Origin of the sequence: Pseudomonas akapageensis (genome assembly GCF_011355085.1) — a bacterium.
GTDB lineage: Bacteria > Pseudomonadota > Gammaproteobacteria > Pseudomonadales > Pseudomonadaceae > Aquipseudomonas > Aquipseudomonas akapageensis.
This window is the reverse complement of sequence record NZ_VXCP01000008.1, coordinates 22,575-45,128: the sequence shown is the minus strand read 5'-3', so window position 1 is coordinate 45,128 and position 22,554 is coordinate 22,575. Positions and strand designations below refer to the sequence as shown.

Below are 22,554 nucleotides of genomic sequence, written 5' to 3'. Positions count from 1 at the left end.
CGATGCAGGCCGCAGGCCTGCCAGGGACTAAACGACCTCCGCCTCAACCTCACTCCGACGTATATCCGCCAGAAACCGCTCCGCCGGCAACGGCTGCCCCAACAGATAACCCTGCAACGAATCACATCCCAACTCAGTCAGAAAGCTCTGCTGCAAATCCGTCTCCACCCCTTCGGCAACAATACGCAGCCCCAGTGCCTGACCCAACGCAACGATAGCCGAAACAATCGCCGCATCATCGCTGTCCTGCTCCAGGTCGCGGACAAACCCGCGATCGATCTTCAGCTCATTGGCCGGCAGGCGCTTGAGGTACATCAGGCTCGAATAGCCGGTGCCGAAATCGTCGATGGACAGGTCCACGCCCATTTCCGAGAGTTTCTGCAACACCGTCATGCTCGCGTCGGCGTCGCTCATGGCGGTGGTTTCGGTGATTTCCAGGGTCAGGCTGTTGGCCGGCAACTGGTGCCTGGCCAGGGCATTGGCGACACTGGCCACCAGGCCCGCGTGGCAAAACTGCAGGGCCGAGAGGTTCACGGCGATGCGCCAGTGACCATAACCCTGTAGCGCCCAGACCCGCATCTGCCGGCAGGCTTCATCGAGCACCCACTCGCCGATCGGGATGATCAAGCCGGTCTTTTCCGCCAGGACAATGAATTTGTCCGGCAACAGCAGCCCCAGTTGCGGATGCTCCCAGCGCAGCAGTGCCTCGGCACCCACCGGCTGACCGTTGCCGGCGTCGAACTTGGGTTGGTAGTGCAGGCGCAACTGCCCCAGTTCCTGGGCCATGCGCAACTCCTGCAACAGCTGCAATTGCTTGCGGGCGTTGGTGTTCATCGATCCGTCGAAGAAACTGTAGCCGTTCTTGCCGGCGCTCTTGGCGTGGTACATGGCGGCGTCGGCGTTCATCAGCAATTCATGCTGGTCGGCACCGTTGCCGGGGTAGATGACGATGCCGATGCTGGCGGAAATCTGCAGTTCCTGCTCGGCCACGCGAAACGGGCGCGAGATCAGGTTGACCTGATTGGCCGCCACGCTGGGGGCGTCGTTGGGCTCCGGCAGCTGCACCAACAGCACGAATTCGTCGCCGCCGATGCGCGCCAGGGTGTCCTGGCTGTTCAGGTAACCCCGCAACCGCAGGGCGACTTCGCGCAGCAACTGGTCGCCCATGTGATGGCCGAAGGCATCGTTGACCGGTTTGAAGCCATCCAGGTCAATGAACATCAAGGCGAAACAGCCGCCATTCTCGGTAACCTTGTGCATGGCCTGATCGATACGATCGGCCAGCAATATGCGGTTGGGCAGCCCGGTCAGGGTGTCGTGCAGGGCCAGCTTGGTCAGCTCCTGATTGGCCAGGGTCAGGGAATTGGCCAGGTCGGCGGTACGGGTTTCCAGGCGCGCATCCAGCACCGAGGTCAGCAAGGCGATGGCCAGGACCGACAGGCTGGTGATCAGCACCAGATAGTCCAGACCGTTGCCGCTGAGCCCCGTTTGCGCCGCGCCGCAGTAACTGCCTTCGGGGAAGTTCGCCGCGGCCATGCCGGTGTAGTGCATGCCGACGATGGCCACGCCCATCAGGATCGCGGCCCCGCCCCGCACCATACGCACATGAGGGGTCTGATGCCGCAGGTGGAAGGCAATCCAGAGCGCCGCGGCGGAAGCCACGACCGCGATGACCAGTGAAGCGCTCAGGTAGCCCCAGTGATAATCGATGCCCGGCTGCATGCGCATGGCCGCCATGCCGGTGTAATGCATCGCACTGATGCCCGAGCCCATGACCAGCGCACCGAAGGCCAGTTGCCCCAGAGGCAGGCTCGGCTGGTTGACCAGCCACAAGGCAAACCCCGAGGACAATATCCCGATCAGCAGCGAAAGCAGCGTGATGGTCAGGTCATAACCCAGCTCTATCGGCAGGCTGAAGGCGAGCATGCCGATAAAGTGCATCGACCAGATCCCGACGCCCATGGCAAAGGCACCGCCTGCCGTCCACAGGTGGACTGCCCGCCCCTTCGCCGTGGCGATACGCCCGTTCAGGTCCAGTGCGGTATAGGAGGCAAGGATCGCCACGCAAAGGGAGATCAGCACCAACGTGGGAGAGTAACTACCGATGAGCATCGAGCGTTCCAGGTCCGGTTTGTCGAGCAGCGTCCGTGCTTGCTCAAAGCCGATTATTGTACTGAACCTATACAGAAACGCACGGGAATTAAATCGCCATCATTCGCAACAAGTCACGCTCCATCATTCTGGCTCGGCGCCGTTGCGCCATCCCAGCCGCCACCCAGCGCGGCAATCAGTTGAACGCTGGCAATCAGCCTGGCCTGCAGCAGGGTCAATACGCTGCGCTCATTGCTCAGGGCCGTGGTCTGGACGTTGACCACGTCCAGGTAAGCGATCAAGCCGGCCTTGTACTGATTGTTGGTCAGGCGCAGGGATTCGCGTGCCGACTCCAGCGCCTGGGCGCGTACCCCGGCCTCCTGCTCATAGACCTTGAGCTGGGCCAGGAAGTCTTCCACTTCACGGAAGCTGTCCAGCACGGTTTGCCGGTACTGGGCCACGGTCTGGTCATACGCCGCTTCGGTGCGATCGACTTCGGCCGCACGCTGACCGCCGTCGAACAGGGTCATGGCCAGTTGCGGGCCGACCGACCAGAAACGGTTCGGCAGGCTGATCCAGTCGGAGAAGCTACTGCTGCTGTAGCCGCCGCTCAGGCTCAGGGTCAGGTCCGGAAAGTATGCCGTCTTGGCGACGCCTATCTCGGCGTTGGCGGCCATGACCGAACGCTCGGCCGCGGCGATGTCAGGACGGCGCTCGAGCAACTGCGACGGCAGCGCCACAGGGATGGCCGGCAGCGCCGGGATCTGCGTGGTCGCGGCCAGGCTGAAGTCGGCCGGCGCCTTGCCCATCAGCACGGCAATGGCGTTTTCGAACTGCGCGCGTTGCCAGGCCAGGTCGATCAGATCGGCCTGGGTGCTGCGTAACTGGGTTTGCGCCTGGGCCACCGCGTCCTTGCCGGAAACCCCGGCGCGGTATTGGTTCTCGGTCATTTTCAGCGACCGCGTGTAGGCCTCGACCGTGGCTTCGAGCAAGCGCTTCTGCTCATCGATCACCCGCAATTGCAGGTAGTTCTGCACCAGTTCCGACTGCTGGCTCAAGCGCGCTGCCGCCAGATCCGCGAAGCTGGCCTGGGCGCTGGCCGTGTCGGCTTCCAGACCGCGGCGCAACTTGCCCCAGACATCGGCTTCCCAACTGACGCCCAGCTCGGTCCGGTACGTGTTGCGGATACCGCTGCTGGAACTGCTCAGGCTCGAGTTACTGCTGCCCGAGCCCTGGCTGGAGCGGGTCTTGCCCGCGCTCAGGTCGACCGTCGGGAACAACGCGCCACGGGTGGTACGCGCCAGCGCCACGGCCTGGCGATACTGCGCTTCGGCCTGGGCAACCGTCTGGTTCGAGCTGTTGAGCTGCTCGACCAGGGCGTTGAGTTGCGCATCGCCATACAACTCCCACCAGGCCCCACGTGCCAGGGAGTCGGCCGGTTGCGCCTGACGCCAGCCGGCGGCCTCCTTGAACTGCGCCGGGGTGGTCACGTCCGGGCGGTGATAATCCGGGCCAAGGGCGCAGGCACTGAGCATCAGCGTACACAGGCTCAGGCTGAGCAGGCGCAGGCGATGGGGTTTGGCGGCAGGATCGGGCAGCTTGACGGTCATAGCGGGGTATCCAGGGAAGCATCGGTCCGCACGCCGCGCCAGTGATTGAAACGATGGCGCAGGCGGTCGAGGTAAAGGTAAACCACCGGGGTGGTGTAAAGCGTGAGGACCTGGCTGAACACCAGCCCGCCAATGATGGTCAGGCCCAGCGGGTGGCGCATTTCGGCGCCCTCGGCACTGCTCAGGAGCAAGGGCAAGGCGCCGAGAATCGCCGCCAGGGTCGTCATCAGGATCGGTCGCAGGCGCAGGAGGCAGGCGCTGCGAATCGACTCCAGCGGCGTCAACCCGGACTGGCGCTCGAGTTGCAGGGCCAGGTCGATCATGAGGATGGCGTTCTTCTTGACCACGCCGATCAACAGGAACAGCCCCAGCAGCGAGATCAGGCTGAACTCGCCGCCCAGCACGTAAATGGTCAGCAAGGCGCCGACCCCGGCCGAAGGCAGGGTCGAGAGGATGGTCAAGGGATGGATATAGCTCTCGTAGAGAATGCCCAGCACCAGGTACACCGCCAGCAGCGAGCCGAGGATCATCCACGGCTGGCTCTTCTGGCTGGCCGCGAAGGCGTCACTGGTGCCGGCCACCTTGGCGATCACTTCCTCGGGCAGGCCGACCCTGGCGATGGCGTGCTCGACGGCCACCATGGCCGCATCCAGGCTGACCCCGGGCGCCAGGTCGAAGTTGATGCTTTCCGAGGCAAACTGCCCCTCGTGGCTGACCCGGTCCGCTGCCAGGCTGTTTTCATAGCGAGCGAAGGTCGACAGCGGCACCCGGGCGCCGTCGGCGGTGATCACCTGGACCTGCTCGAGGGTGTGCGGGTCCTGGGCATATTTGGGGTTGATCTCCATCACCACCTGATACTGGTTCAGGCTGTCATAGATGGTGGAAATCTGCCGCTGGCTGTAGGCGTTGTTCAACACGGCGGTGACCATGTTCATGTCAATGCCCAGGCGCTTGGCCTGATCCCGGTCGACCACCAGGGTCACCTGCTGGGAACCCCTGCCCTCCCTGGCATCGATGGCCGTCAGCTGCGGCAGTGGCTTGAGCGCCGCCACCACTTTCGGGTACCACAGACGCAAGGCTGCCAGGTCGCCGCTTTGCAGTATGTACTGGTACTGCGCCGTGCTCTGCTCGCGGCCACCGCCGAATTGCAGGTCCTGGTCGGCCATCAGGAACAGCCGGCCGCCGGCGACCTTGGGCACGTTTTTGCGCAAGCGCTCGATGACCTTCTGGGCGTCGATCCGGCGCTCCTTGATCGGCTTGAGCTTGACCAGGATCACGGCGTTGTTGATGCCACTGTTGCCGCCGATGAAGCCGGCCACGCTGTCCACGGCCGGGTCGGCGAGAATGGCACGGCGATAGGTTTCCATTTTCGGCTGCATGACCGAGAACGACAGGCCGTCGTCACCGCGGACAAAGCCGATCAACTGGCCGGTATCCTGCTGCGGCAGGAATGTCTTGGGCACCACCACGTACAGGGCGATGTTCACCGCGATGGTCACCAGCAGGCTGGCCAGGGTCAGCCGGGGGTGGCGCAGGACCCAGCCGAGGCTGCGGTCGTAGACGGCGACCATGCGTTCGTTGACTTGCCGGCTCCAGCGCTGCAGGCCGTTCTCCTGGCTCGGTACATGAGGCTTGAGCCAGCGCGAGCAGAGCATTGGGGTCAGGGTCAGCGAGACCAGCAACGACACCACGATCGCTGCCGCCAGGGTGATCGAGAATTCACGGAACAGGTTTTCGACGATCCCGCCCATGAACAGGATCGAGAGAAACACCGCCACCAGCGAGGCGTTCATCGATAGCAGGGTGAAGCCCACTTCCTTGGCGCCCAGATAGGCCGCGCGCATGGGCGCCACGCCTTCATCGATATGCCGGGAGATGTTCTCCAGCACCACGATGGCGTCATCGACCACCAACCCCGTGGCCAGGATCAGTGCCATCAGCGACAAGTTGTTCAGGGAAAAGCCGCACAGGTACATCACCGCGAAGGTACCCACCAGCGACACCGGCACCGCCAGCGTCGGGATCAGGGACGCGCGCAGGTTACCGAGAAACAGGAATACGACCAGGATCACCAGGGCCACGGCGATCATCAGGGTGCTTTCGGCCTCGTGCAGGGTCGCCTTGATCACCGGCGAGCGGTCCATGGCCACGTTGAGCTTGACGCTGGCCGGCAGCACCGCCTCGAGCGCCGGCAACTGCGCGCGGATCTGCGCCACGGTCTCGATGATGTTGGCACCGGCCTGACGGTTGATCACCAGCAGCACGGCATCGTCGTCGTTGAAGAAACCGCTGTTGTAGCGGTCCTCCACCGCGTCGGTGACCTTGGCCACATGACTCAGGCGCAGCACCGAGCCGTTTTCGTAGCGAATGATCAGCGGCTCGTAATCCCTGGCCTTTTCCAGCTGGTCATTGGCCTGGATCTGCCAGTTGCGCTGGCTGTCCTCGACAAAGCCCTTGGGCCGGCGCACGTTGGCGTTGGCGATGGTCTGGCGCACCTCGTCGAGCGACACGCCGTACTGGTTGAGCAGCTGCGGCTCCAGCTCGACCCGTACCGCCGGAAGCGAACTGCCACCGATCTGCACTTCGCCGACGCCAGGCACCTGGGACAGGCTCTGGGACAGGATGGTCGAGGCCAGGTCGTAGAGCTGGCCCTTCTGCAAGACGTCGGAAGTCAATGACAGCACCATGATCGGCGCCTGGGACGGGTTGACCTTCTTGTAGGTGGGCATGCTGCGCATACCGCTGGGCAGCAGGTTGCGCGAAGCATTGATGGCCGCCTGCACCTCGCGGGCGGCGCCGTTGATGTCGCGGTTGAGGTCGAACTGCAGGATCACCCGCGTAGAACCCTGGCTCGAACGGCTGCTCATGGTGTTGACCCCGGCGATGCTGCCGAAGGAGCGTTCCAGCGGCGTGGCCACCGACGACGCCATCACCTCGGGGCTGGCCCCGGGCAGGTTCGCCGAGACCACGATCACCGGAAAATCCATCTGCGGCAACGGCGCCACCGGCAGCAAACCGAAGCTGACCCCGCCCAGCAGGATGATCGCCAGGCTCAGCAGCATGGTCGCCACTGGCCGGCGAATGAACGGCCCGGACAGGTTCATAGCGGGGTCTGCTCCAGGCCTTGGGGCTCATGCCGCCAGCGCCGGGCCAACCGGTCGAAATACAGATAGATCACCGGTGTGGTGAACAGCGTCAGCACCTGGCTGACCAGCAACCCGCCGACCATCACCAGCCCCAGCGGCTGACGCAACTCGGCACCGGAGCCGGTGGCGAGCATCAAGGGGATGGCACCGAACAGCGCCGCCAGGGTGGTCATCAGGATCGGCCGGAAGCGCAACAGGGCAGCCTCGTAGATCGCCGTCTGCGGGTCGAGTCCGCGGTTGCGTTCGGCTTCCAGGGCGAAGTCGATCATCATGATCGCGTTTTTCTTGACGATGCCGATCAGCAGGATGATGCCGATAATGGCGATCATGCCCAGGTCATTGCCACTGATCAGCAACGCCAGCAAGGCGCCCACCGCCGCCGAGGGCAGAGTCGAGAGAATGGTCACCGGGTGGATGTAGCTCTCGTAGAGCACCCCGAGCACGATATACATGGTCACCACCGCCGCCAGAATCAGCAGCAGCGTACTGGACAAGGACGCCTGGAAGGCTTCGGCGGCACCCTGGAAGCGCGTCTGCACGCCGGTCGGCATGCCGATCTCCTGCTGCACCTGCTCGATCACCTTGACCGCCTCACCCAGGGCCACGCCCGGGGCCAGGTTGAACGACATCATCACCGCCGGGAACTGGCCGATATGGGCAATCGCCAATTGCGCCTGACGCTGCTCGATGTGCGCCAGGCTCGACAGCCGCACCTGGCCGCCGTCGGTGGTCTTGACGTGGATCTGCTCAAGGGCCTGCGGGCCAATGTCGACCGACGCGGCTGCCTGCAGCACCACCCGGTACTGGCTGGCCTGGGTATAGATAGTGGAGATCTGGCGCTGACCGAAGGCGTCATACAGGGCATTGGTGATATCCCCGACGTTCACGCCCAGGCGGCTGGCGGCATCGCGGTCGATCGCAAGGTACACCTGCAGGCCCTTGTCCTGCAGGTCGCTGGCGACATCGGTGAGTTCCGGGCGCAGGATCAGGGCATCGACCAGCTTGCCGCTCCAGAGGCTCAACAATTCGGCATCGGGCGAAGACATGCTGAACTGGTACTGGGTACGGCTGACCCGGTCCTCGATGGTCAGGTCCTGCACCGGTTGCATGAACAGGCGCACGCCCACCAGCTTGTCGACCTGCAGCTGCAGCCTGGCAATGACCTGCGCGGCGGTCAGGTCGCGCTCGCCGTGGGGCTTGAGGTTGATCAGCAGGCGGCCGCTGTTGAGGGTGCTGTTGTCGCCATCGACACCGATATAGGACGACAGGCTCACCACCGCAGGATCCTGCAGGATCACGCTGGCCAGCTCTTGCTGGCGCTGGCTCATGGCGCTGAAGGAAATCGACTGGGGCGCCTCGGAGATCCCCTGGATCACCCCGGTGTCCTGCACCGGAAAGAAGCCCTTGGGTACGACCAGGTACAGCACCACGGTCAGGCCCAGGGTCGCCACGGCGACCAGCAGGGTCAGTGGCTGGTGCTTGAGCACCCATTGCAACTTGCGCCCGTAGGCCGCGATCAGCCAGTCGATCCAGGCTCCACTGGCTCGGTAGAAGCGGCCCTGCTCGGCTTCGCTGGGCTCGCGCTTGAGCAGGCGTGCGCACATCATCGGCGTCAGGGTCAGCGAGACCACCAGGGAAATCAGGATCGCCACGGCCAGGGTAATGGCGAATTCGCGGAACAGCCGCCCGACCACGTCGGCCATGAACAACAGGGGAATCAGCACCGCGATCAGGGAGAACGTCAGCGAAATCAGGGTGAAGCCGATTTGTCGGGCGCCCTTGAGCGCCGCCTGCATGGGGCTGTCGCCCTCCTCGATATGCCGCGAGATGTTTTCCAGCATCACGATGGCATCGTCCACCACGAAACCGGTGGCGATGGTCAAGGCCATCAGGGTCAGGTTATTGACCGAGAATCCGGCCAGGTACATCACCCCGAAGGTGCCCACCAGCGACAGCGGCACGGCGATCGACGGGATGATGGTGGCGCTGAAACGGCGCAGGAACAGGAACGTCACCATCACCACCAGGGCGATGGCGATGAACAGTTCATTGCGCACGTCCTTGACCGAGGCGCGGATGGTCTGGGTGCGGTCGGTCAGTACCACCACATCGAGGCCGGCCGGCAGGTTGTCGGTGATCGACGGCAACAGTGCCTTGATCCGGTCGACCACCTCAATGACGTTGGCACCCGGCTGGCGCTGGATATTGAGTAACACGGCCTGGTTCTGGTTGGCCCAGGCGGCCAGGCGTTCGTTCTCGGCACCATCGACGATCTGGGCGACATCCTTGAGCCGCAACGGCGCGCCGTTGCTGTAGGCCAGGATCAGGTTGGCGTACTCCTCGGGCGAGCGCAGCTGGTCATTGGCATCGAGGGTCGAGACCCGGGTCGGGCCATCGAAGTTGCCCTTGGGCTGGTTGACGTTGGAGGCGCCGATCAGGGTACGCACGTCCGCCAGGTTCAAGCCATTGGCTGCCAGCGCCTCGGGGTTGACCTTGATGCGCACGGCCTGGCGCTGGCCGCCGGCGATGCTGACCATGCCGACGCCGCTGATCTGGGCGATCTTCTGCGCCATGCGCGTATCGACCAGGTCATTGAGCTTGGGCAGCGGCATCGTCTTGGAGGTGATGGCCAGGGTCAGCACCGGGGTGTCGGCCGGGTTGACCTTGTTGTACACGGGCGGCGCCGGCAAGTCGCTGGGCAGCAGGTTGGTCGCGGCGTTGATCGCCGCCTGGACCTGCTGCTCGGCCACGTCCATGTTGATGTCGAGGTTGAAGCGCAGGGTCAGCACCGAGGCGCCACCGGAGCTGGTGGAGGCCATCTGGGTCAGACCGGGCATCTGCCCGAACTGGCGCTCCAGGGGCGCGGTGACGGCGCTGGTCATCACTTGCGGGCTGGCGCCCGGGTACAGGGTCAGTACACGGATGGTCGGGTAATCGACCTGGGGCAAGGCCGATACCGGCAACAGGTGATAGGCGATAAGGCCGGCCAGGACAATGGCCAGCATGCTCAGGGTCGTCGCTACCGGACGCAGGATGAACAGCCGCGAGATATTCATACGCCGCTCTTGGCCTGCTTGCCGGCCTCAGCCGAAGCACCCGGTTTCGAGTCCTGGCCCAGCAGGTGTTCATCAGGCGCGTTGGGCGCCTGGGGCGCGTCATTGACCACTTCCACATCGCTGCCATCGCGCAGGCGGTCAGTGCCTTCGAGCACGACACGCTCGCCCTTCTCCAGGCCCTTGGTGACCACGGTCGTCGTGCCGTCGGTGGCACCGACGGTCAGTTGACGGATCCTGACCTTGTTGTCGCCGTCCATGACATACACGAAGCTGCCGTCGTTGCCGAACTGGATCGCCGCCGAAGGCGCCAGCACCACGCCTTTCAGGGTGTTGGCGAGCAGGCGCACGTTGACGAACTGATTGGGGAACAGGGCTTCGTCCTTGTTCTCGAAGCGCGCCTTGAACTTCAAGGTGCCGGTGGCGGTGTCGATCTGGTTGTCGATGCTGCGCAATACCCCGGTGGCCTGCTGCTTCACATCGCTGCGATCCCAGGCCTCGACGGGCAGGCTCGCGCCGCCGTGGAATCGATCGAGTACTTCGGGCAGGCTGTTTTGCGGCAGGGTGAAACTGACCGTGATCGGTTCGATCTGGGTGATGACCACCAGGGCCGTGGTGTCATTGGCCGCCACCAGGTTGCCCACGTCCAGCTGGCGCAAGCCCAGGCGACCGGTAATCGGTGCACGGATCTTGGTGAATTCCAGGTTGAGCCGGGCATCGCCGACCGCTGCCTGGTTGGTCTTGATCGTCCCTTCATACTGGCTGACCAGCGCCGCCTGGGTATCGAGGGTCTGCTTGGCGATGCTGTCTTCGGCGAACAGGCCGCGATAGCGCGCCAGGTCCAGTTGCGCGTTCTTGAGCTGGGCCTGGTTCTGCAGCAGCGTGCCTTCGGCCTGCTGCAAGGCGATCTGGTAGCTGCGCGGGTCGATTTCAGCCAGCAGGTCGCCGGCCTTGACCAATTGACCCTCCTGGAAATACACCTTGACCAGCTCGCCGGCCACCCGGCTGCGCACGTTCACGGTGTTGGTCGCCGTCACCGTCCCCAGCGCCTTGAGGTACACCGGGAAATCACCCACCGTCGCTGGTGCCACGCGCACTGGCACCGCACCGCCGTTCTGGCCGAAACCAGGCCGCCCCATCCCGCCGAACTGGCCAGACCCGGGTCGCCCCGCTCCACCCTTGCCCCCCGCGGCGCCCTTGTGTACCGACGCGGCAGGCCACAGCCACCAGCACAGCAGGGCAACGAGCAGGAGGATCAGCAGGCCGAACAGCCAGCGACGGGAATTGCGGGAACCAGACAATTGCATGGGGAGACCAACCATTGTGCGCGAAAGCTTCTACGTGGGGGAAAGTGAACGATAAGCATTGAGGAGCAATATGCAAAGCGCCTTTACCGGCTATTTACGTATTGCTGACGCTGGCTAACATCATGAAACACAAATAAAAACGGCCTGGGCAAGGCCAGGCCGTCGATCACTCGGCAGGAGCGATTACTTCAATACAGCCAGGGCAGCTTCGTAGTTCGGCTCTTCAGCGATTTCCTTGACCAGTTCGCTGTGCAGCACTTTGTCATTCTCGTCCAGCACCACCACGGCACGGGCGGTCAGGCCGGCCAGCGGGCCGTCGGCGATGGCGACGCCGTAGTTCTCGATGAATTCACGACCACGCAGGGTGGACAGGTTCTTGACGTTCCCCAGGCCTTCGGCGCCGCAGAAACGCGCCTGGGCGAACGGCAGGTCGGCGGAGATGCACAGCACGACGGTGTTGGCGACATCGTTGGCCTGGGCGTTGAACTTGCGAACCGAAGTGGCGCAGGTCGGGGTGTCGACGCTTGGGAAAATGTTCAGCACTTTGCGCTTGCCGGCGAAATCCTTCAGGGTCACATCGGCCAGCCCTTCACCAACCAGCGAGAACGCCGGCGCCTGGGAACCTGCCTGAGGCAGTTGACCGTTGACCTGAACCGGATTGCCTTTGAGAGTCACTTGAGCCATGAACGAAGTCCTTCTGCAGGGTTTGGGTTAAGCCACAAAGTTAAACACGAAAGCGCCGCGACACCTATGGTCCGGCAACAATATGTTGAGCTTGCGGACAGCTTCCCCGCATTTCGCCTGCGGCGAGGCCCCTCAACCTGCAATAGGATGCGCAAGGCTGTGCTGCTTGCACTCCAGTTTCGCGCGCAACTCATCGACCAGGCGGGAGATTTCCTTGCTGCTCGACAGTCGGTCCATGGATATCCCCGGCACGACCAAATCACAGTGCGTGGCAGGATCGGTGATATGCACAGTCAACGTCTGATCCGGGGCACAGGTACAGGTGCATTGCAGCGGCAGGAACTCACATTCGATGATGTTGCGTAGTTCCAGCGGGCAAAGACCCAGAGTCATCATGGTTCATTTCCTCAGGCAGAAACCGCAGAAATCACAGGCATACAGCTACTCCGATCGATGCTTCGACCTTGGTGCATAGCTCTGTATATACCCCGCGCCCGCCCCTCGCAAACCTTGCCGGGACAATTCGATCAATCGTCGTAGCGGCCATGATTGATGTGGCACATCACCCTTGAGAATGAACGTTTCAGCCGAGCAAAAATCGGCGAAAAACGGCGGACTCAGCTCATGCAGAATGCACGGCAGCGGTGCGCCATCTGTCGCGTCGCGCTAATTGGGCTCGGACGGCTCTCGTACCTTGGGTATCAGACTCTGCAACTGCAGGGCAAAAAAGTCGGCGGTAAAGGGGAAAAGGTCAGGCTGATTGATACCGCGATCCTTGCGCCATGACCACTCGGTGGACGGTGGCAGGCAGATCAGCGAAATGCTGCCGTAGCGATCGGACGGCAAGCCCACCACCGAAATGGTGATCGACCCCTTGGCGCCCATGACTTCCGGGACCAACTCGATGGTCTTGCCGGTGACGGTAATGGCGAGCTTTTCCGTGGCAAAGGGCGAGACCGTGGGCGCGAATACCGCGTTGGCAGCAATGTAAGGCTCACGCTGGACTTCCAGCAGGCCCTCGCTACGGACCGGCTGCAGCCACTGTTCGATGTTGGCGTAGAGCTGCACGATACTTGCGGCCCAGGCAGCGGTCTGCTCGTCGAACTGGCGCTTCTTGTGCTCTTCGCTGAGGGCATGCTGACGCAGCATTTCGCCCAATTGTGCAATTTCGTCCATAGCCGAACTCCTCTGCCAGCGTTGAGTGCATCTTTCAGCATGGCAGGGATTCGGTATGGATGTTGGAATTCTCGTTCCCACGCTCCGCGTGGGAACGAGGCGGTCGCTATATGCCGACTACACCGACAAGGAATAAATCAACGCCGAAATCGCCACCAGCCCCACCGCCACCACGAACACGTTCGAAGCCTGCCCGCTGTAACGGCGCATCGCCGGCACCCGGCGGATTGCGTACATCGGCATCAGGAACAGCAGCGCCGCAATGATCGGCCCGCCCAGGGTCTCGATCATGCCGAGAATGCTCGGGTTCAGGGTCGCCACCAGCCAGCACACCACCAGCATGAAGGCCGCGGTGACGCGGTCGAGAGTCTTGGCTGCCGGGCGGCGACCGCTCTTGACGATCAGGCCCTTGAGGCCCTCGCTGGCACCGATGTAGTGACCCAGGAACGACTTGGCAATGGCCACGAACGCAATCAACGGCGCGGCAAAGGCGATGGTCGGGTTACTGAAGTGGTTGGCCAGGTACGACAGGATCGACAAATTCTGCGCCTTGGCCTCGGCCAGCTGTGCCGGCGACAGGGTCAGCACGCAGCTGAACACGAAGAATAGCACCATCACCACCATCAGGCCGTGGGCACGGCCGAGGATCTGTCCACTGCGCTCTTCGGCATGCTCGCCGTAACGACGCTTCTGATCCACCGCAAAGGCAGAAATGATCGGCGAGTGGTTGAACGAGAACACCATCACCGGGATTGCCAGCCACAGGGTATGCAGCAAGGCCGAGGACGATGGCATTGCGGAAGCGGTGGCGAGGATGCCGCCGTTCCAGTGCGGAATCAGGAACACCGCCAGAAACAGCAAGGCGACGATAAAGGGATAGACCATCAGGCTCATGGCTTTGACTATCACCTGCTCGCCGCAGCGCACTACGGCCAGCAGGCCAAGGATCAGCACGAACGCCAGGATCGCCCGCGGGGGCGGCGCGATATGCAGCTGATGCTCCATGAAGCTGCCGACGGTATTGGTCAGGGCCACGCTGTAGATCAGCAGGATCGGGAAGATCGCGAAGAAATACAGCAACGTGATCAAGGCTCCGGCCTTGATGCCGAAGTGCTCCTCGACCACCTCGGTGATGTCCGAGCCTTCGCGCCCGGACAGCACGAAACGGGTCAGGCCACGGTGGGCGAAGAACGTCATCGGAAACGCCAGCAAGGCCAGGATCATCAATGGCCAGAAGCCGCCGATGCCGGCATTGATAGGCAAAAACAGGGTGCCCGCGCCGATGGCCGTGCCAAAAAGGCCGAGCATCCACGTGGTGTCCTGGCGGTTCCAGGTGGCGACGCTCGTTGTTGCCGAATCGAAGCGTTGATCAACGCTCTGGGCCTGGTCATTCATCCGGTCGAATCTCCGCTAGCCGGTCATTGACACATGGCCGGGACGGATCGAAACAGGTCAAAAACAGCGCCCCAGCCATTAAGAGGGGCGCGATTGTCCGGGATTCTCCAGCAGAAGCAAAGACTTAGGTGAGGAGCGGTGTTTTCCGATGCACATCACTGGCCTATACAAAACCGTTACCTGACCAATTGGAATCACAGAATCGAGCCAGCCAAATCAATGATTGAGCTAGTTCTACCTGCTCACTCGCCCAGGGCTTTCAACCGGGAATACGCTGACTGTGATTCTCGCTCCATCGCAGGCACTTTCCACTCGGTTGCAGGATCAGCGTGAGCTGGTTGAACAGGTGGATGTCGGCGTACAGGGCAAAGAAGCGATTGAGCATTTCGCCGAATAGGCTGATGTCGCCCTCGCCGCAAAAGCCATTGGCATCCAGGGTGACTTCGATGTCCACGCCGCGCAGCAAGAAGCCTTTCTCGAAGCGCTCGATCAGGTAGTGGTTCACTTCGACTATCGCTTCCAGGCGACGCCGGTTCAGCTCACTGCCCGTCCAGTCGTACAGTGCCAGGGTGCCGCGCAGCACCTCGGCATTGTCGAGCATAGGCAGGAAATTCGAGCCCAGGTGGCTGAGCACGCGCCAGTGAAAGCGATCGCGATTCGGCGGGTAGCAGGGCAAGGTCGGCGCGCACAGGTTGCGCACTCGCAAGCCGGTCAGCGAGGATTGCACCAGGGTATCGAGCAAGGTGCTTTGCAGCGCCTTGCGCGGTAATTGCCCGTTGGTGCCGGTCAGTCGCAAGGACAGGCTTTTGTCCTGGTCCAGCGCATCCTGATCGAAGCCTTCGCCGCCCAAAATGAGCCAGGTGTCGTGCAAACCATTGGCGCCACGCTTCAATCGGGTATGGAAGTAGCGCTCGGGCGCCTCGTCGCGCAGCATGCCGCCCTTATGGCGAAAGCTGGTGAACGGCACATATTCCGTATGCTCGCCGTTCTTCGAAGACGTGACATGGTCCACCGAATAAATTTCCGTATGACCATCCTGCAGACGCATGGGCCTGAGCAGGTAGTCGGTTTGCAAGGGTGCCAGCGCCAAGGGGTCGGCCTCCAGCGCAAACAGATTGATCACCGGCACCGCATGCAGTCGAATATGCTCGGCACTCAGGTCAAATGTGTGCGGCCACGGCTCGCGTAACACAACTTCAAGTTCGAACCAGGGTGTGCCTGGCAGGATGTTCAACTGTTCCAGCCCACAAAGGGTCACGAACATGAACTTCTCACTGAAGGTGAAATACTCCAGCAGCAGTTGATAACCGCTGAAAGCGCTGTCGCCCTTGGGCCACAGGCTATCTTCATCACCGAAGCCCTTGGCCGCAAAATGGCCTTTCAGCGCCTGGCGATCGGTCTGCCCTGGCATGCGCACGTACAGCGCCTGGGTGTTCAGGGTCAGTGCCTGGTGCAGCGCACTGGCCAGCGGAGCATCGGCGTTGAGGTACATTGGCACGCGGCTCAGATCAATCTGGCTCCAGTCGGCCAACGCACTGCAGGCAAAGCGCAGACGCAGCAGCGAACGTCCATCCGGCTCGTGGCCAACGCGCAGCGACTCCAGGGCGAGTGGCCGCAGCGTCAGGTCCTGGGTGGTGGTGTAACGGCACCGGGTGCGCTGTGGTCCGATGGGCTGTGATAGCACTTCCAGGCCTTATCGATCGTTTCGCTGTCCTTCATCTGCTCGATCGCGGGCACCAGTTCGACGATCGATAGCGATGGAATGGTCCGCAAGTAATGCGGCCACAGCAGGCTGACCAAGCCTTCGGTCAGCTCCGGCAGGTCGTCGTCGAGCTTCTCGCGCAACCGCCCCATCAGAAAGGCAAAGCCCTCGAACAGGCGTTCCACATAAGGGTCGTGTGCGCCCGGCTTGTCCAGGTTCAGCTGCGCCGCCCGGTCCGGGAAGGCTTGCGCAAACTCCTTGGCAGCCTCGCGCAGGTAACGCATCTCGGCATCGAAGTAATGCAGCGTCAGATTGTCCTTGTCCACAAAAAACTCCTGATCAATAAGGATTGGTCGCAGCGCACTGCCGCGGGTACCGGGTCAATGGCCATCAGCGCCGCTCTGGGCGAGGAAAATCTGCGACGGCAACTTGAAGCCGCGCAGCTTGAGCAAGGCCAGCGGCCCCGCCCCCAGTTCGGTGCGCAGATGCCAGGTCAGGCCCAAACCATCCGGGGCCTTGAGCACCAGGCGGTAGCGGCTGTCGGCGTCGTCCAGCGGGGTGACCTGGGCTTGTTCCAACAGGCGAATCAGGCCCCAGGTGCCTTCGTAATCGCCAAACAGGCGCGCACCAGTGCGTACGCTGGTCCAGGTCAGGCTCACGCCCGGCCGGTCGCTGCGTCCGGGCCAGGCGAAGCGCTGCCAGCTTTCCTTCTGGTTGAAGTAGTGATGCTTTTCGCCATTAAGGACGAAAACGGTCTCCACCACATCGCGCACCGGTTTGCCGCGCAGTTCGAAGCTCAGGCCCATGCCGCCGTCGGTATAGAGCACGTCGGCCAGGTGGCTGAGCTGGTTGATGGCCGTGAGAAATTGCGGGTTGAAGCGCAGGCCCTGGCTGTGCCTTGGATCGGCCACCCAGCGGTCGCCTTCCTTGCGCAGCACGCCACCCAGTTGCTCCCGCAAGAACTGCTCGATGCGCCCGGAGTCGGCACGGATCATCTGCCCCAGCATCGGCAGCGAGGCATCGCTGGGGGTGGCGGCGAACGGGTAGCGGCTGGCGAACGCACTCTGCCAATGGCTGACGATCGCCCGCTGCCACTGGCGGTTGAGGCTCGCCGCCGAGGGTTGCAGAACCCGCTGCCAGGCCTGCTCCAACGGCTGCACGAAGAGGGTCTGGCCGATCCCGCCCCACTCCGCACCGAGGCTGGCGGCGAGCAGATTGCCGTAGGCCTGGGTTTCGGTGAGGTCGACATTCTTGCCCTGGAACACGGTTTGCGCCAGGGCCTGAGTCATGGCTTGCGGGTCGGGGGCGGTGCTGATTTGCTGCAGGGTCAGGCGCACGCGGGTGACCTGGGTGAGGAAGGCTTGCAGGCTCAGGCTGTCGTTGCCGGTCTTGTCTTCAGAGGCGCTGCCAAGCAGGGTCAGCAAGGGGCCGAAGGTGGCGTCCAGCGGGCCACTCGGACCCTGGACCTGCTGGTCGATCACCGGCTGTTTGTCCTGGGCGATCAGCTGCTGCGCCGACTGCAGCAGCGAGTCAGCCAGGGCCTGGCGACGGCTGCCGGCCTGGCCCTGGTAGGCCAGGGTGTTCATCAGGGCGATCAGCGGCGACTGGCGCACGTCGCTCATCAGGGTCAACTGGTCGATCACATCCCCCAGGCTGTCGGCCGGGTGCCAGCGCAGACTGCCGAGAAAATCCAGCCAGGCGCCGCTGTAATCCTGGAAGTAGCGGGCGGTGAGGCGTTCGCGCAGCACGTCCGGACTCAGTTCGACGGCAAGGCTCGCGGGGTTGTCGCTGAGCACCCAGTCGACTTCTTCGCGGCGTGCTGCGGCGATCTTGTCGATGGCCTGGCGCACCTGCCCTTCCCAGGCCTGGCGGGTGAACACGCCGGGGACGCTGGCGGTGGTGGAGAACAGTGCCATGCCGCCGTTGTCACCGAGCATCTGCTGCAGGCGCAAGGCCGGATAGTGGCTGGCGCTGCTGTCGAGGACCTGCTGGTACAGGCTGGCTTCGGCATTGCGCTGGCCCAGTTGGCCGAGCAGGACCAGGCGGGCCTGGGCCACCAACATCGGGTCGGCCTCGAGGCGCCACTGGGGATGGGCGGGTAACTGTTCGGCGTAAAACTGCCACAAGTCCGGTTCGGCTTGGCCCAGGACGTTGACCAGAAAAGCCGCGTCGGCCTTTTCCGGGTTCGCCAGCATCAGGTAGGCCTTGAGTTGATCGTAGGCCTCGCGGGAGCGCCGGGTGCGTTCGGGGCTGTCCGGGGGGAGTTTGATCAGGGCGTTGAGTTGCGCCGTCAACTGGGTGGCGGCCGGATCGCGCAGCAGGCGGTGAGTGACCTCGACATAGTGCGGCCACAACGCCTCGAGCAAGGCGCGGTTCTGGTTGAGGCCGAAGCGCTGGTACCAGGGCGCGCCGTGTTCGGCGCGGTAGTCCAGGCGACCCAACTGGAGGACCCACTCGCTCAGGGCGAGGCGTTGCGCCTCGCCGGGCTCGGCCTGTTGCAGGGTGGCCAGCGAAGTTTGCAGGTCCGCGATCTGTGCGCGGTTGCTGGCGAACGACAGCAGCAGGCCGGCGCCCCACACGGCGGCCAGGCCCAACATCAGCGCATAGCCGATACGCGGGGCGCTCCAGCCCACGCGGCGAGCAGTCGCGCTGTGGTCACCGAGCACGCCGCCCCAAGCCGGGTCCCGCAGCCAAAGATGCTCCGCCTCACCGTTGACCTTGGGCTCAGGCGCAGGCAATGCCAGGCTGAACCACAGCCCCCGCAGCGGCACGCCACGGGCGAACTGACCCAGCAACGGCGAAACCGCCTGGCGCCAACGGGCAATGCCTTCGACCTGCAGATCGCGAGACAGACGCAGCAGGAAGTCATGACCCATATCGACCTGCATCTGCTCCAGTCCCATGCTGCGCAAGGGGTCCAGCAACTGACCGAGATGGCTTTGCAGATCCTGCTCGGTACAGCGTGCGGGCAAGCTGCAGCCGACCGCTTGGGTCGTGCGGGTGTGTTGCGACCAGGCACTGTCGCAGACTTGCCACAGGTGCAGCGGCATCTGCCAGCCCAGCTCAAAGGCCAGATCTTGCAGACCGCGCACGCCCTTGCCCATCTTGGCCGAATCGGCGCTCTGCGCCTTGTTCAGTGTCCAGACGACGCCGTCCATGCCGCGCCAACGACACAGTTGGCGCCACAGGGCGAGCAATGACGCGTCCGGCTTGGTCTGCACATTACCGCCCCACAGCAAGACGGTGTCCTGGCCCTCCAACCAAGGTCGCGCCTCGGTCAGGCCCGGCACGATGGCTTCGATCTGCGTGGGTTCGCCAACCACCAGCAGTACGCGAACCTTGCGGCGCCAGAAGTAGCCGTAGCGGTGACGCAGGTGCGCATCAAGCGCGGCAAACTTTTGCGCCGTCCGCGCCTCTGAGGGTGGAGGCAAGCTGACTTGCCTGGGCTGTAACCCTTCATCCGCGCCCTGCCGGCGATAGGTGGAAAGTCCCTGCTGCTGCCACAGCAGACGGTAGCCGCCCAGAAATATCACCACGACCGATGTCGTCGCCGCGATCACCGAGAGCCAGGAGGTTTGCCGGGCACTGCCAGCGGCCATCCCCAACCACTCCGGGTGAAACCAGACCAGTGCCCCCAGGACCATAGCGGTCAACAACAGCCCCCCAAAAAGAACCCCACCTACCCCTACCGAGCGTCGAAACCGCATGCAAGACTCCTAGTTCGAAAGCGATGGCACCGGCGTCACCACCGTGCTCCAGAGCCCCGCCTCGATGGCGCCGCCCCCACTGAAAATGAATTGCGGCCCGATTCCAGATTGAATGGTTTGGGTCGCGGCGGCGATCGCCAGCCAGGGCGAGGCTTGGCCGGGATGCCCCAGCGTTGCATCCAGGTTGCAAAAGCCCTGCGTGGGCTTGGTCGGCAGCGACAGTTCGGCCAGTACGGTGTTCATCGCCGCATCCTGTTGCTCAGCGACTCCCACCCGCCAGACGTGCTGGATGGCGGGCGCTTCCAGCGGTACCCAGTCCAGCGCCTGGCACGCCCCATAGCGCACTGCTTCGGTGCTCGGCCCGCGTGCCTGCTCCGGACGGTGGAGGTAGGCAATCGCCGGCAGGATGGTTTGGGTCAGGCGATTGCCGAACAGCAACCCCACCACCGCCTCAGCCGTGCCTTCGGGCTGCTCCGGGGCGAAGTGCACCGCCACCACCAGCAAGAGCGCCTGATCGCCGATACGCTGGTCGAGCCAGTGGTCGAGTGCGGCCAGGCCACTGCCTTCGACCGGCACCGTCTTCTGACGGATACCCGACTCGTTCCAAACCTTTTGCCAGATCAGGTGTACTTGGCTCTCGTGCAGATGGCTATCGACCTCCAACAATAAGGCCAAGGGCGTATCGTCAGGCAGATGCACCAAGATTGGCGCCAGATCGGAGAGTACCTGTGCCATCACTCGAAGCAGCGCGCGCTCAGGATCTTCATCCATATCGCCGGGTAAGCGGCTATGACGCAACGCTCTATCAACCGACCTTGAAGGCTGAGCTGTCAGCGCCTCGGCCCCCTTGAGCAAGGCCTCCAGCTGCGCTGCCGGCTGCTGCTCTGACTCTCGAAGGGCGGTATACAAACTCACGCTCAACACTTGCTGGGAACGCCGGCCCCGACGCATTCTGCGGATCAAATCCTCCTCGCGGGCTTGATCCCAACCGTCGGCTGCGCCTTGCTGGCCGATGTACAGCAACAAACGCCCGAAACCCAGCACGCACCAACCCAGCAACGGTATGCCCAAAGCCGGCCCCCAGAAGTCAACGGGTTGCTGATTCAACGCTTGCTCGTCGAACAACAACGTCAATCCCACACCCAACAGCAGAAAAAGCAAAATCAGGCCTAGCCAAAGCCAGGCACGCGGAGGTGCGGGGCGCGGCGCCCGCGCTGGGATCTGATCCAGTCTGACCGGCATGACTAGCTCGCTCTCGCTTGAGGTCGCGGCGCAGTCAACGGGCAATCGCAATCATCGCGATGCCAGGCCTGCTCACTTGCAATAGCAGATTTCACGAAATCCAAAACCAATTTACTTACTAAGTAATTAATCATTTTTTGAACACCCATCATTGCAATTACCACTCAAAGGAAATCTCAGACCATCAATATCTGCGCGCGCTCCGCATACGCCCATTCCAAGAGCTGTCGGATCGACTCCCTTCGATGAAATTTCTAGAAAATTTCCATTACGCTGTATTAGTACAGATCCAAACTGTGTTTTGTGGATGAGAGCCTCGCCAACACTATCCATCCGAAACAAAAAAGAACATACATGCTGATCCGCTTGCGTACTGTGCAACTCTACTAAAAATCCTTGGCGCACTGATTCTATCTTGAGAAAATCGCGAAACTGCTCTAAGCAGCTCTCTCCGTTATTTGGAAAGGTGCATAACTCACTTTTTTTCGCATACTGGCCAGGCCAGTGAAATGTCGATATATTTTCAATGTGAATATATTCCCCACTAAAATCATTAGTCTCACCTGTAGCAAGGATAGACATCAACAATATCGATACAGAAAAGGACGTAATAGGCTGCATTTTCAATCTCCGGCCATCAGGTCGTCGTCTATATCTGAGCATGGACCGGCCGATCGAGAGCGGCATTCGGTCCCGTGACCGCCATTTCGATTACGGTCGATGACGTAGCGCAACACAATCAGCAGCTTGGGTTTATGTGTTAAAACTCACTGCAGCCTTCAAGATCACTACACTTTAACCAACCTTCAACTGTGCCTATTCCAGAATACCTAAACTCAACCCAGGTTTCTCCGCTGCGCGACTGATTAAAATTGAGGAGCACTACCTTGTTTCCGCGCACTAAATATTTTTTTGTGGGTTGCGCAGCTTCTGGCGAAGAGAAAATCTCGGCTCGGCTAGCGACCACATCCGCAGTTAGCGGAGTTCTTTTTTCAAAATCAGCATTATCAGAAACCAGAATCCTGACAAATGATCCATCTTGACGGTGTTCCTTGCGTTGTACCTCACCACATCCAATACAGCTATCTGAAATAATAGGACTTACTTTTCCATCGTTGATTTTGTATACATTTTCATTCCATGCTGCACCTTCCCTGTAAGAGCTAACGACATACCCATGCTGAACTCTGAAGTTGCACAAGCCCCCCTTATCAAAAACCAACTCCTTCAATGAGCGCTCGGCTTTTGAGTAATATAATATTCTTGAGCAAGAGTTCACGTCGCTCCCTGCCAAGCGAAAAACCACTTCGCCGACCCCACTGCCGCTTATGTCTTCTATATAAACATCATTATACACCCCCTCAATTTCATGCATAAAATCAGCTGGCAGCGACAATGACTGAGAACTTACTTTATCATGCACGGACAGTGCAAGTGGATC

At 62.1% G+C, this 22,554-nt stretch carries 13 protein-coding genes and 1 pseudogene; all 14 read right to left on the bottom strand.

From position 1 onward, the window contains the following. Window positions 1-27: 27 nt before the first annotated feature. Window positions 28-2,112, bottom strand: a complete 2,085-nt coding sequence (locus F2S13_RS06215) for a putative bifunctional diguanylate cyclase/phosphodiesterase (RefSeq protein ID WP_166359601.1) — start codon at window positions 2,110-2,112, stop codon at window positions 28-30. A gap of 113 nt (window positions 2,113-2,225) precedes the next feature. After that, window positions 2,226-3,701 carry an efflux transporter outer membrane subunit gene (locus F2S13_RS06210; protein WP_166359600.1) on the bottom strand — a complete coding sequence of 492 codons (1,476 nt, stop codon included), beginning with the start codon at window positions 3,699-3,701 and terminating at the stop codon, window positions 2,226-2,228. Beyond that, entirely contained in the window at window positions 3,698-6,805 is a 3,108-nt protein-coding gene (locus tag F2S13_RS06205) for an efflux RND transporter permease subunit (protein ID WP_166359599.1), read from the bottom strand. The genes F2S13_RS06210 and F2S13_RS06205 overlap by 4 nt, the downstream gene beginning before the upstream one ends. Beyond that, window positions 6,802-9,903 carry an MdtB/MuxB family multidrug efflux RND transporter permease subunit gene (locus tag F2S13_RS06200; RefSeq protein WP_166359598.1) on the bottom strand — a complete coding sequence of 1,034 codons (3,102 nt, stop codon included), beginning with the start codon at window positions 9,901-9,903 and terminating at the stop codon, window positions 6,802-6,804. The genes F2S13_RS06205 and F2S13_RS06200 overlap by 4 nt, the downstream gene beginning before the upstream one ends. Beyond that, window positions 9,900-11,222 (bottom strand): MdtA/MuxA family multidrug efflux RND transporter periplasmic adaptor subunit, encoded by a 1,323-nt coding sequence (locus tag F2S13_RS06195; RefSeq protein WP_166359597.1) that lies wholly within the window; start codon window positions 11,220-11,222, stop codon window positions 9,900-9,902. The genes F2S13_RS06200 and F2S13_RS06195 overlap by 4 nt, the downstream gene beginning before the upstream one ends. Window positions 11,223-11,390: 168 nt before the next feature. After that, complete coding sequence (gene tpx / locus F2S13_RS06190) at window positions 11,391-11,891, bottom strand: thiol peroxidase (RefSeq protein ID WP_166359596.1); 501 nt, start codon at window positions 11,889-11,891, stop codon at window positions 11,391-11,393. A gap of 132 nt (window positions 11,892-12,023) precedes the next feature. Beyond that, on the bottom strand, window positions 12,024-12,287 hold the full coding sequence (locus F2S13_RS06185) for a DUF1652 domain-containing protein (protein ID WP_166359595.1): 264 nt from the start codon (window positions 12,285-12,287) through the stop codon (window positions 12,024-12,026). A 270-nt stretch (window positions 12,288-12,557) separates the two neighbouring features. Further along, window positions 12,558-13,067 (bottom strand): hypothetical protein, encoded by a 510-nt coding sequence (locus tag F2S13_RS06180; RefSeq protein ID WP_166359594.1) that lies wholly within the window; start codon window positions 13,065-13,067, stop codon window positions 12,558-12,560. Window positions 13,068-13,184: 117 nt separating this feature from the next. After that, complete coding sequence (locus F2S13_RS06175; protein WP_166359593.1) at window positions 13,185-14,462, bottom strand: serine/threonine transporter; 1,278 nt, start codon at window positions 14,460-14,462, stop codon at window positions 13,185-13,187. Window positions 14,463-14,721: 259 nt separating this feature from the next. Beyond that, window positions 14,722-16,490, bottom strand: a pseudogene (gene tssF, locus F2S13_RS06170) (type VI secretion system baseplate subunit TssF). Window positions 16,491-16,544: 54 nt separating this feature from the next. After that, complete coding sequence (locus tag F2S13_RS06165; RefSeq protein ID WP_166359592.1) at window positions 16,545-19,871, bottom strand: ImcF-related family protein; 3,327 nt, start codon at window positions 19,869-19,871, stop codon at window positions 16,545-16,547. Window positions 19,872-19,880: 9 nt separating this feature from the next. After that, window positions 19,881-21,113 carry a hypothetical protein gene (locus F2S13_RS06160; RefSeq protein WP_166359591.1) on the bottom strand — a complete coding sequence of 411 codons (1,233 nt, stop codon included), beginning with the start codon at window positions 21,111-21,113 and terminating at the stop codon, window positions 19,881-19,883. A 126-nt stretch (window positions 21,114-21,239) separates the two neighbouring features. Further along, window positions 21,240-21,734: a hypothetical protein gene (locus tag F2S13_RS06155; RefSeq protein WP_166359590.1), complete on the bottom strand. Its 495-nt coding sequence runs from the start codon at window positions 21,732-21,734 to the stop codon at window positions 21,240-21,242. 139 nt (window positions 21,735-21,873) lie between these two features. Next, complete coding sequence (locus tag F2S13_RS06150) at window positions 21,874-22,536, bottom strand: hypothetical protein (protein ID WP_166359589.1); 663 nt, start codon at window positions 22,534-22,536, stop codon at window positions 21,874-21,876. Between the last annotated feature and the right edge of the window lie 18 nt (window positions 22,537-22,554).

Excerpts from the sequence above, each read along its gene's own strand:
- F2S13_RS06165 (WP_166359592.1), bottom strand. The coding sequence starts at position 19,871 with ATGCGGTTTCGACGCTCGGTAGGGGTAGGTGGGGTTCTTTTTGGGGGG.
- F2S13_RS06175 (WP_166359593.1), bottom strand. The coding sequence starts at position 14,462 with ATGAATGACCAGGCCCAGAGCGTTGATCAACGCTTCGATTCGGCAACA.
- F2S13_RS06160 (WP_166359591.1), bottom strand. The coding sequence starts at position 21,113 with ATGCCGGTCAGACTGGATCAGATCCCAGCGCGGGCGCCGCGCCCCGCA.
- F2S13_RS06155 (WP_166359590.1), bottom strand. The coding sequence starts at position 21,734 with ATGCAGCCTATTACGTCCTTTTCTGTATCGATATTGTTGATGTCTATC.
- tpx (WP_166359596.1), bottom strand. The coding sequence starts at position 11,891 with ATGGCTCAAGTGACTCTCAAAGGCAATCCGGTTCAGGTCAACGGTCAA.
- F2S13_RS06195 (WP_166359597.1), bottom strand. The coding sequence starts at position 11,222 with ATGGTTGGTCTCCCCATGCAATTGTCTGGTTCCCGCAATTCCCGTCGC.
- F2S13_RS06185 (WP_166359595.1), bottom strand. The coding sequence starts at position 12,287 with ATGATGACTCTGGGTCTTTGCCCGCTGGAACTACGCAACATCATCGAA.
- F2S13_RS06200 (WP_166359598.1), bottom strand. The coding sequence starts at position 9,903 with ATGAATATCTCGCGGCTGTTCATCCTGCGTCCGGTAGCGACGACCCTG.
- F2S13_RS06210 (WP_166359600.1), bottom strand. The coding sequence starts at position 3,701 with ATGACCGTCAAGCTGCCCGATCCTGCCGCCAAACCCCATCGCCTGCGC.
- F2S13_RS06215 (WP_166359601.1), bottom strand. The coding sequence starts at position 2,112 with ATGCTCATCGGTAGTTACTCTCCCACGTTGGTGCTGATCTCCCTTTGC.
- F2S13_RS06180 (WP_166359594.1), bottom strand. The coding sequence starts at position 13,067 with ATGGACGAAATTGCACAATTGGGCGAAATGCTGCGTCAGCATGCCCTC.
- F2S13_RS06205 (WP_166359599.1), bottom strand. The coding sequence starts at position 6,805 with ATGAACCTGTCCGGGCCGTTCATTCGCCGGCCAGTGGCGACCATGCTG.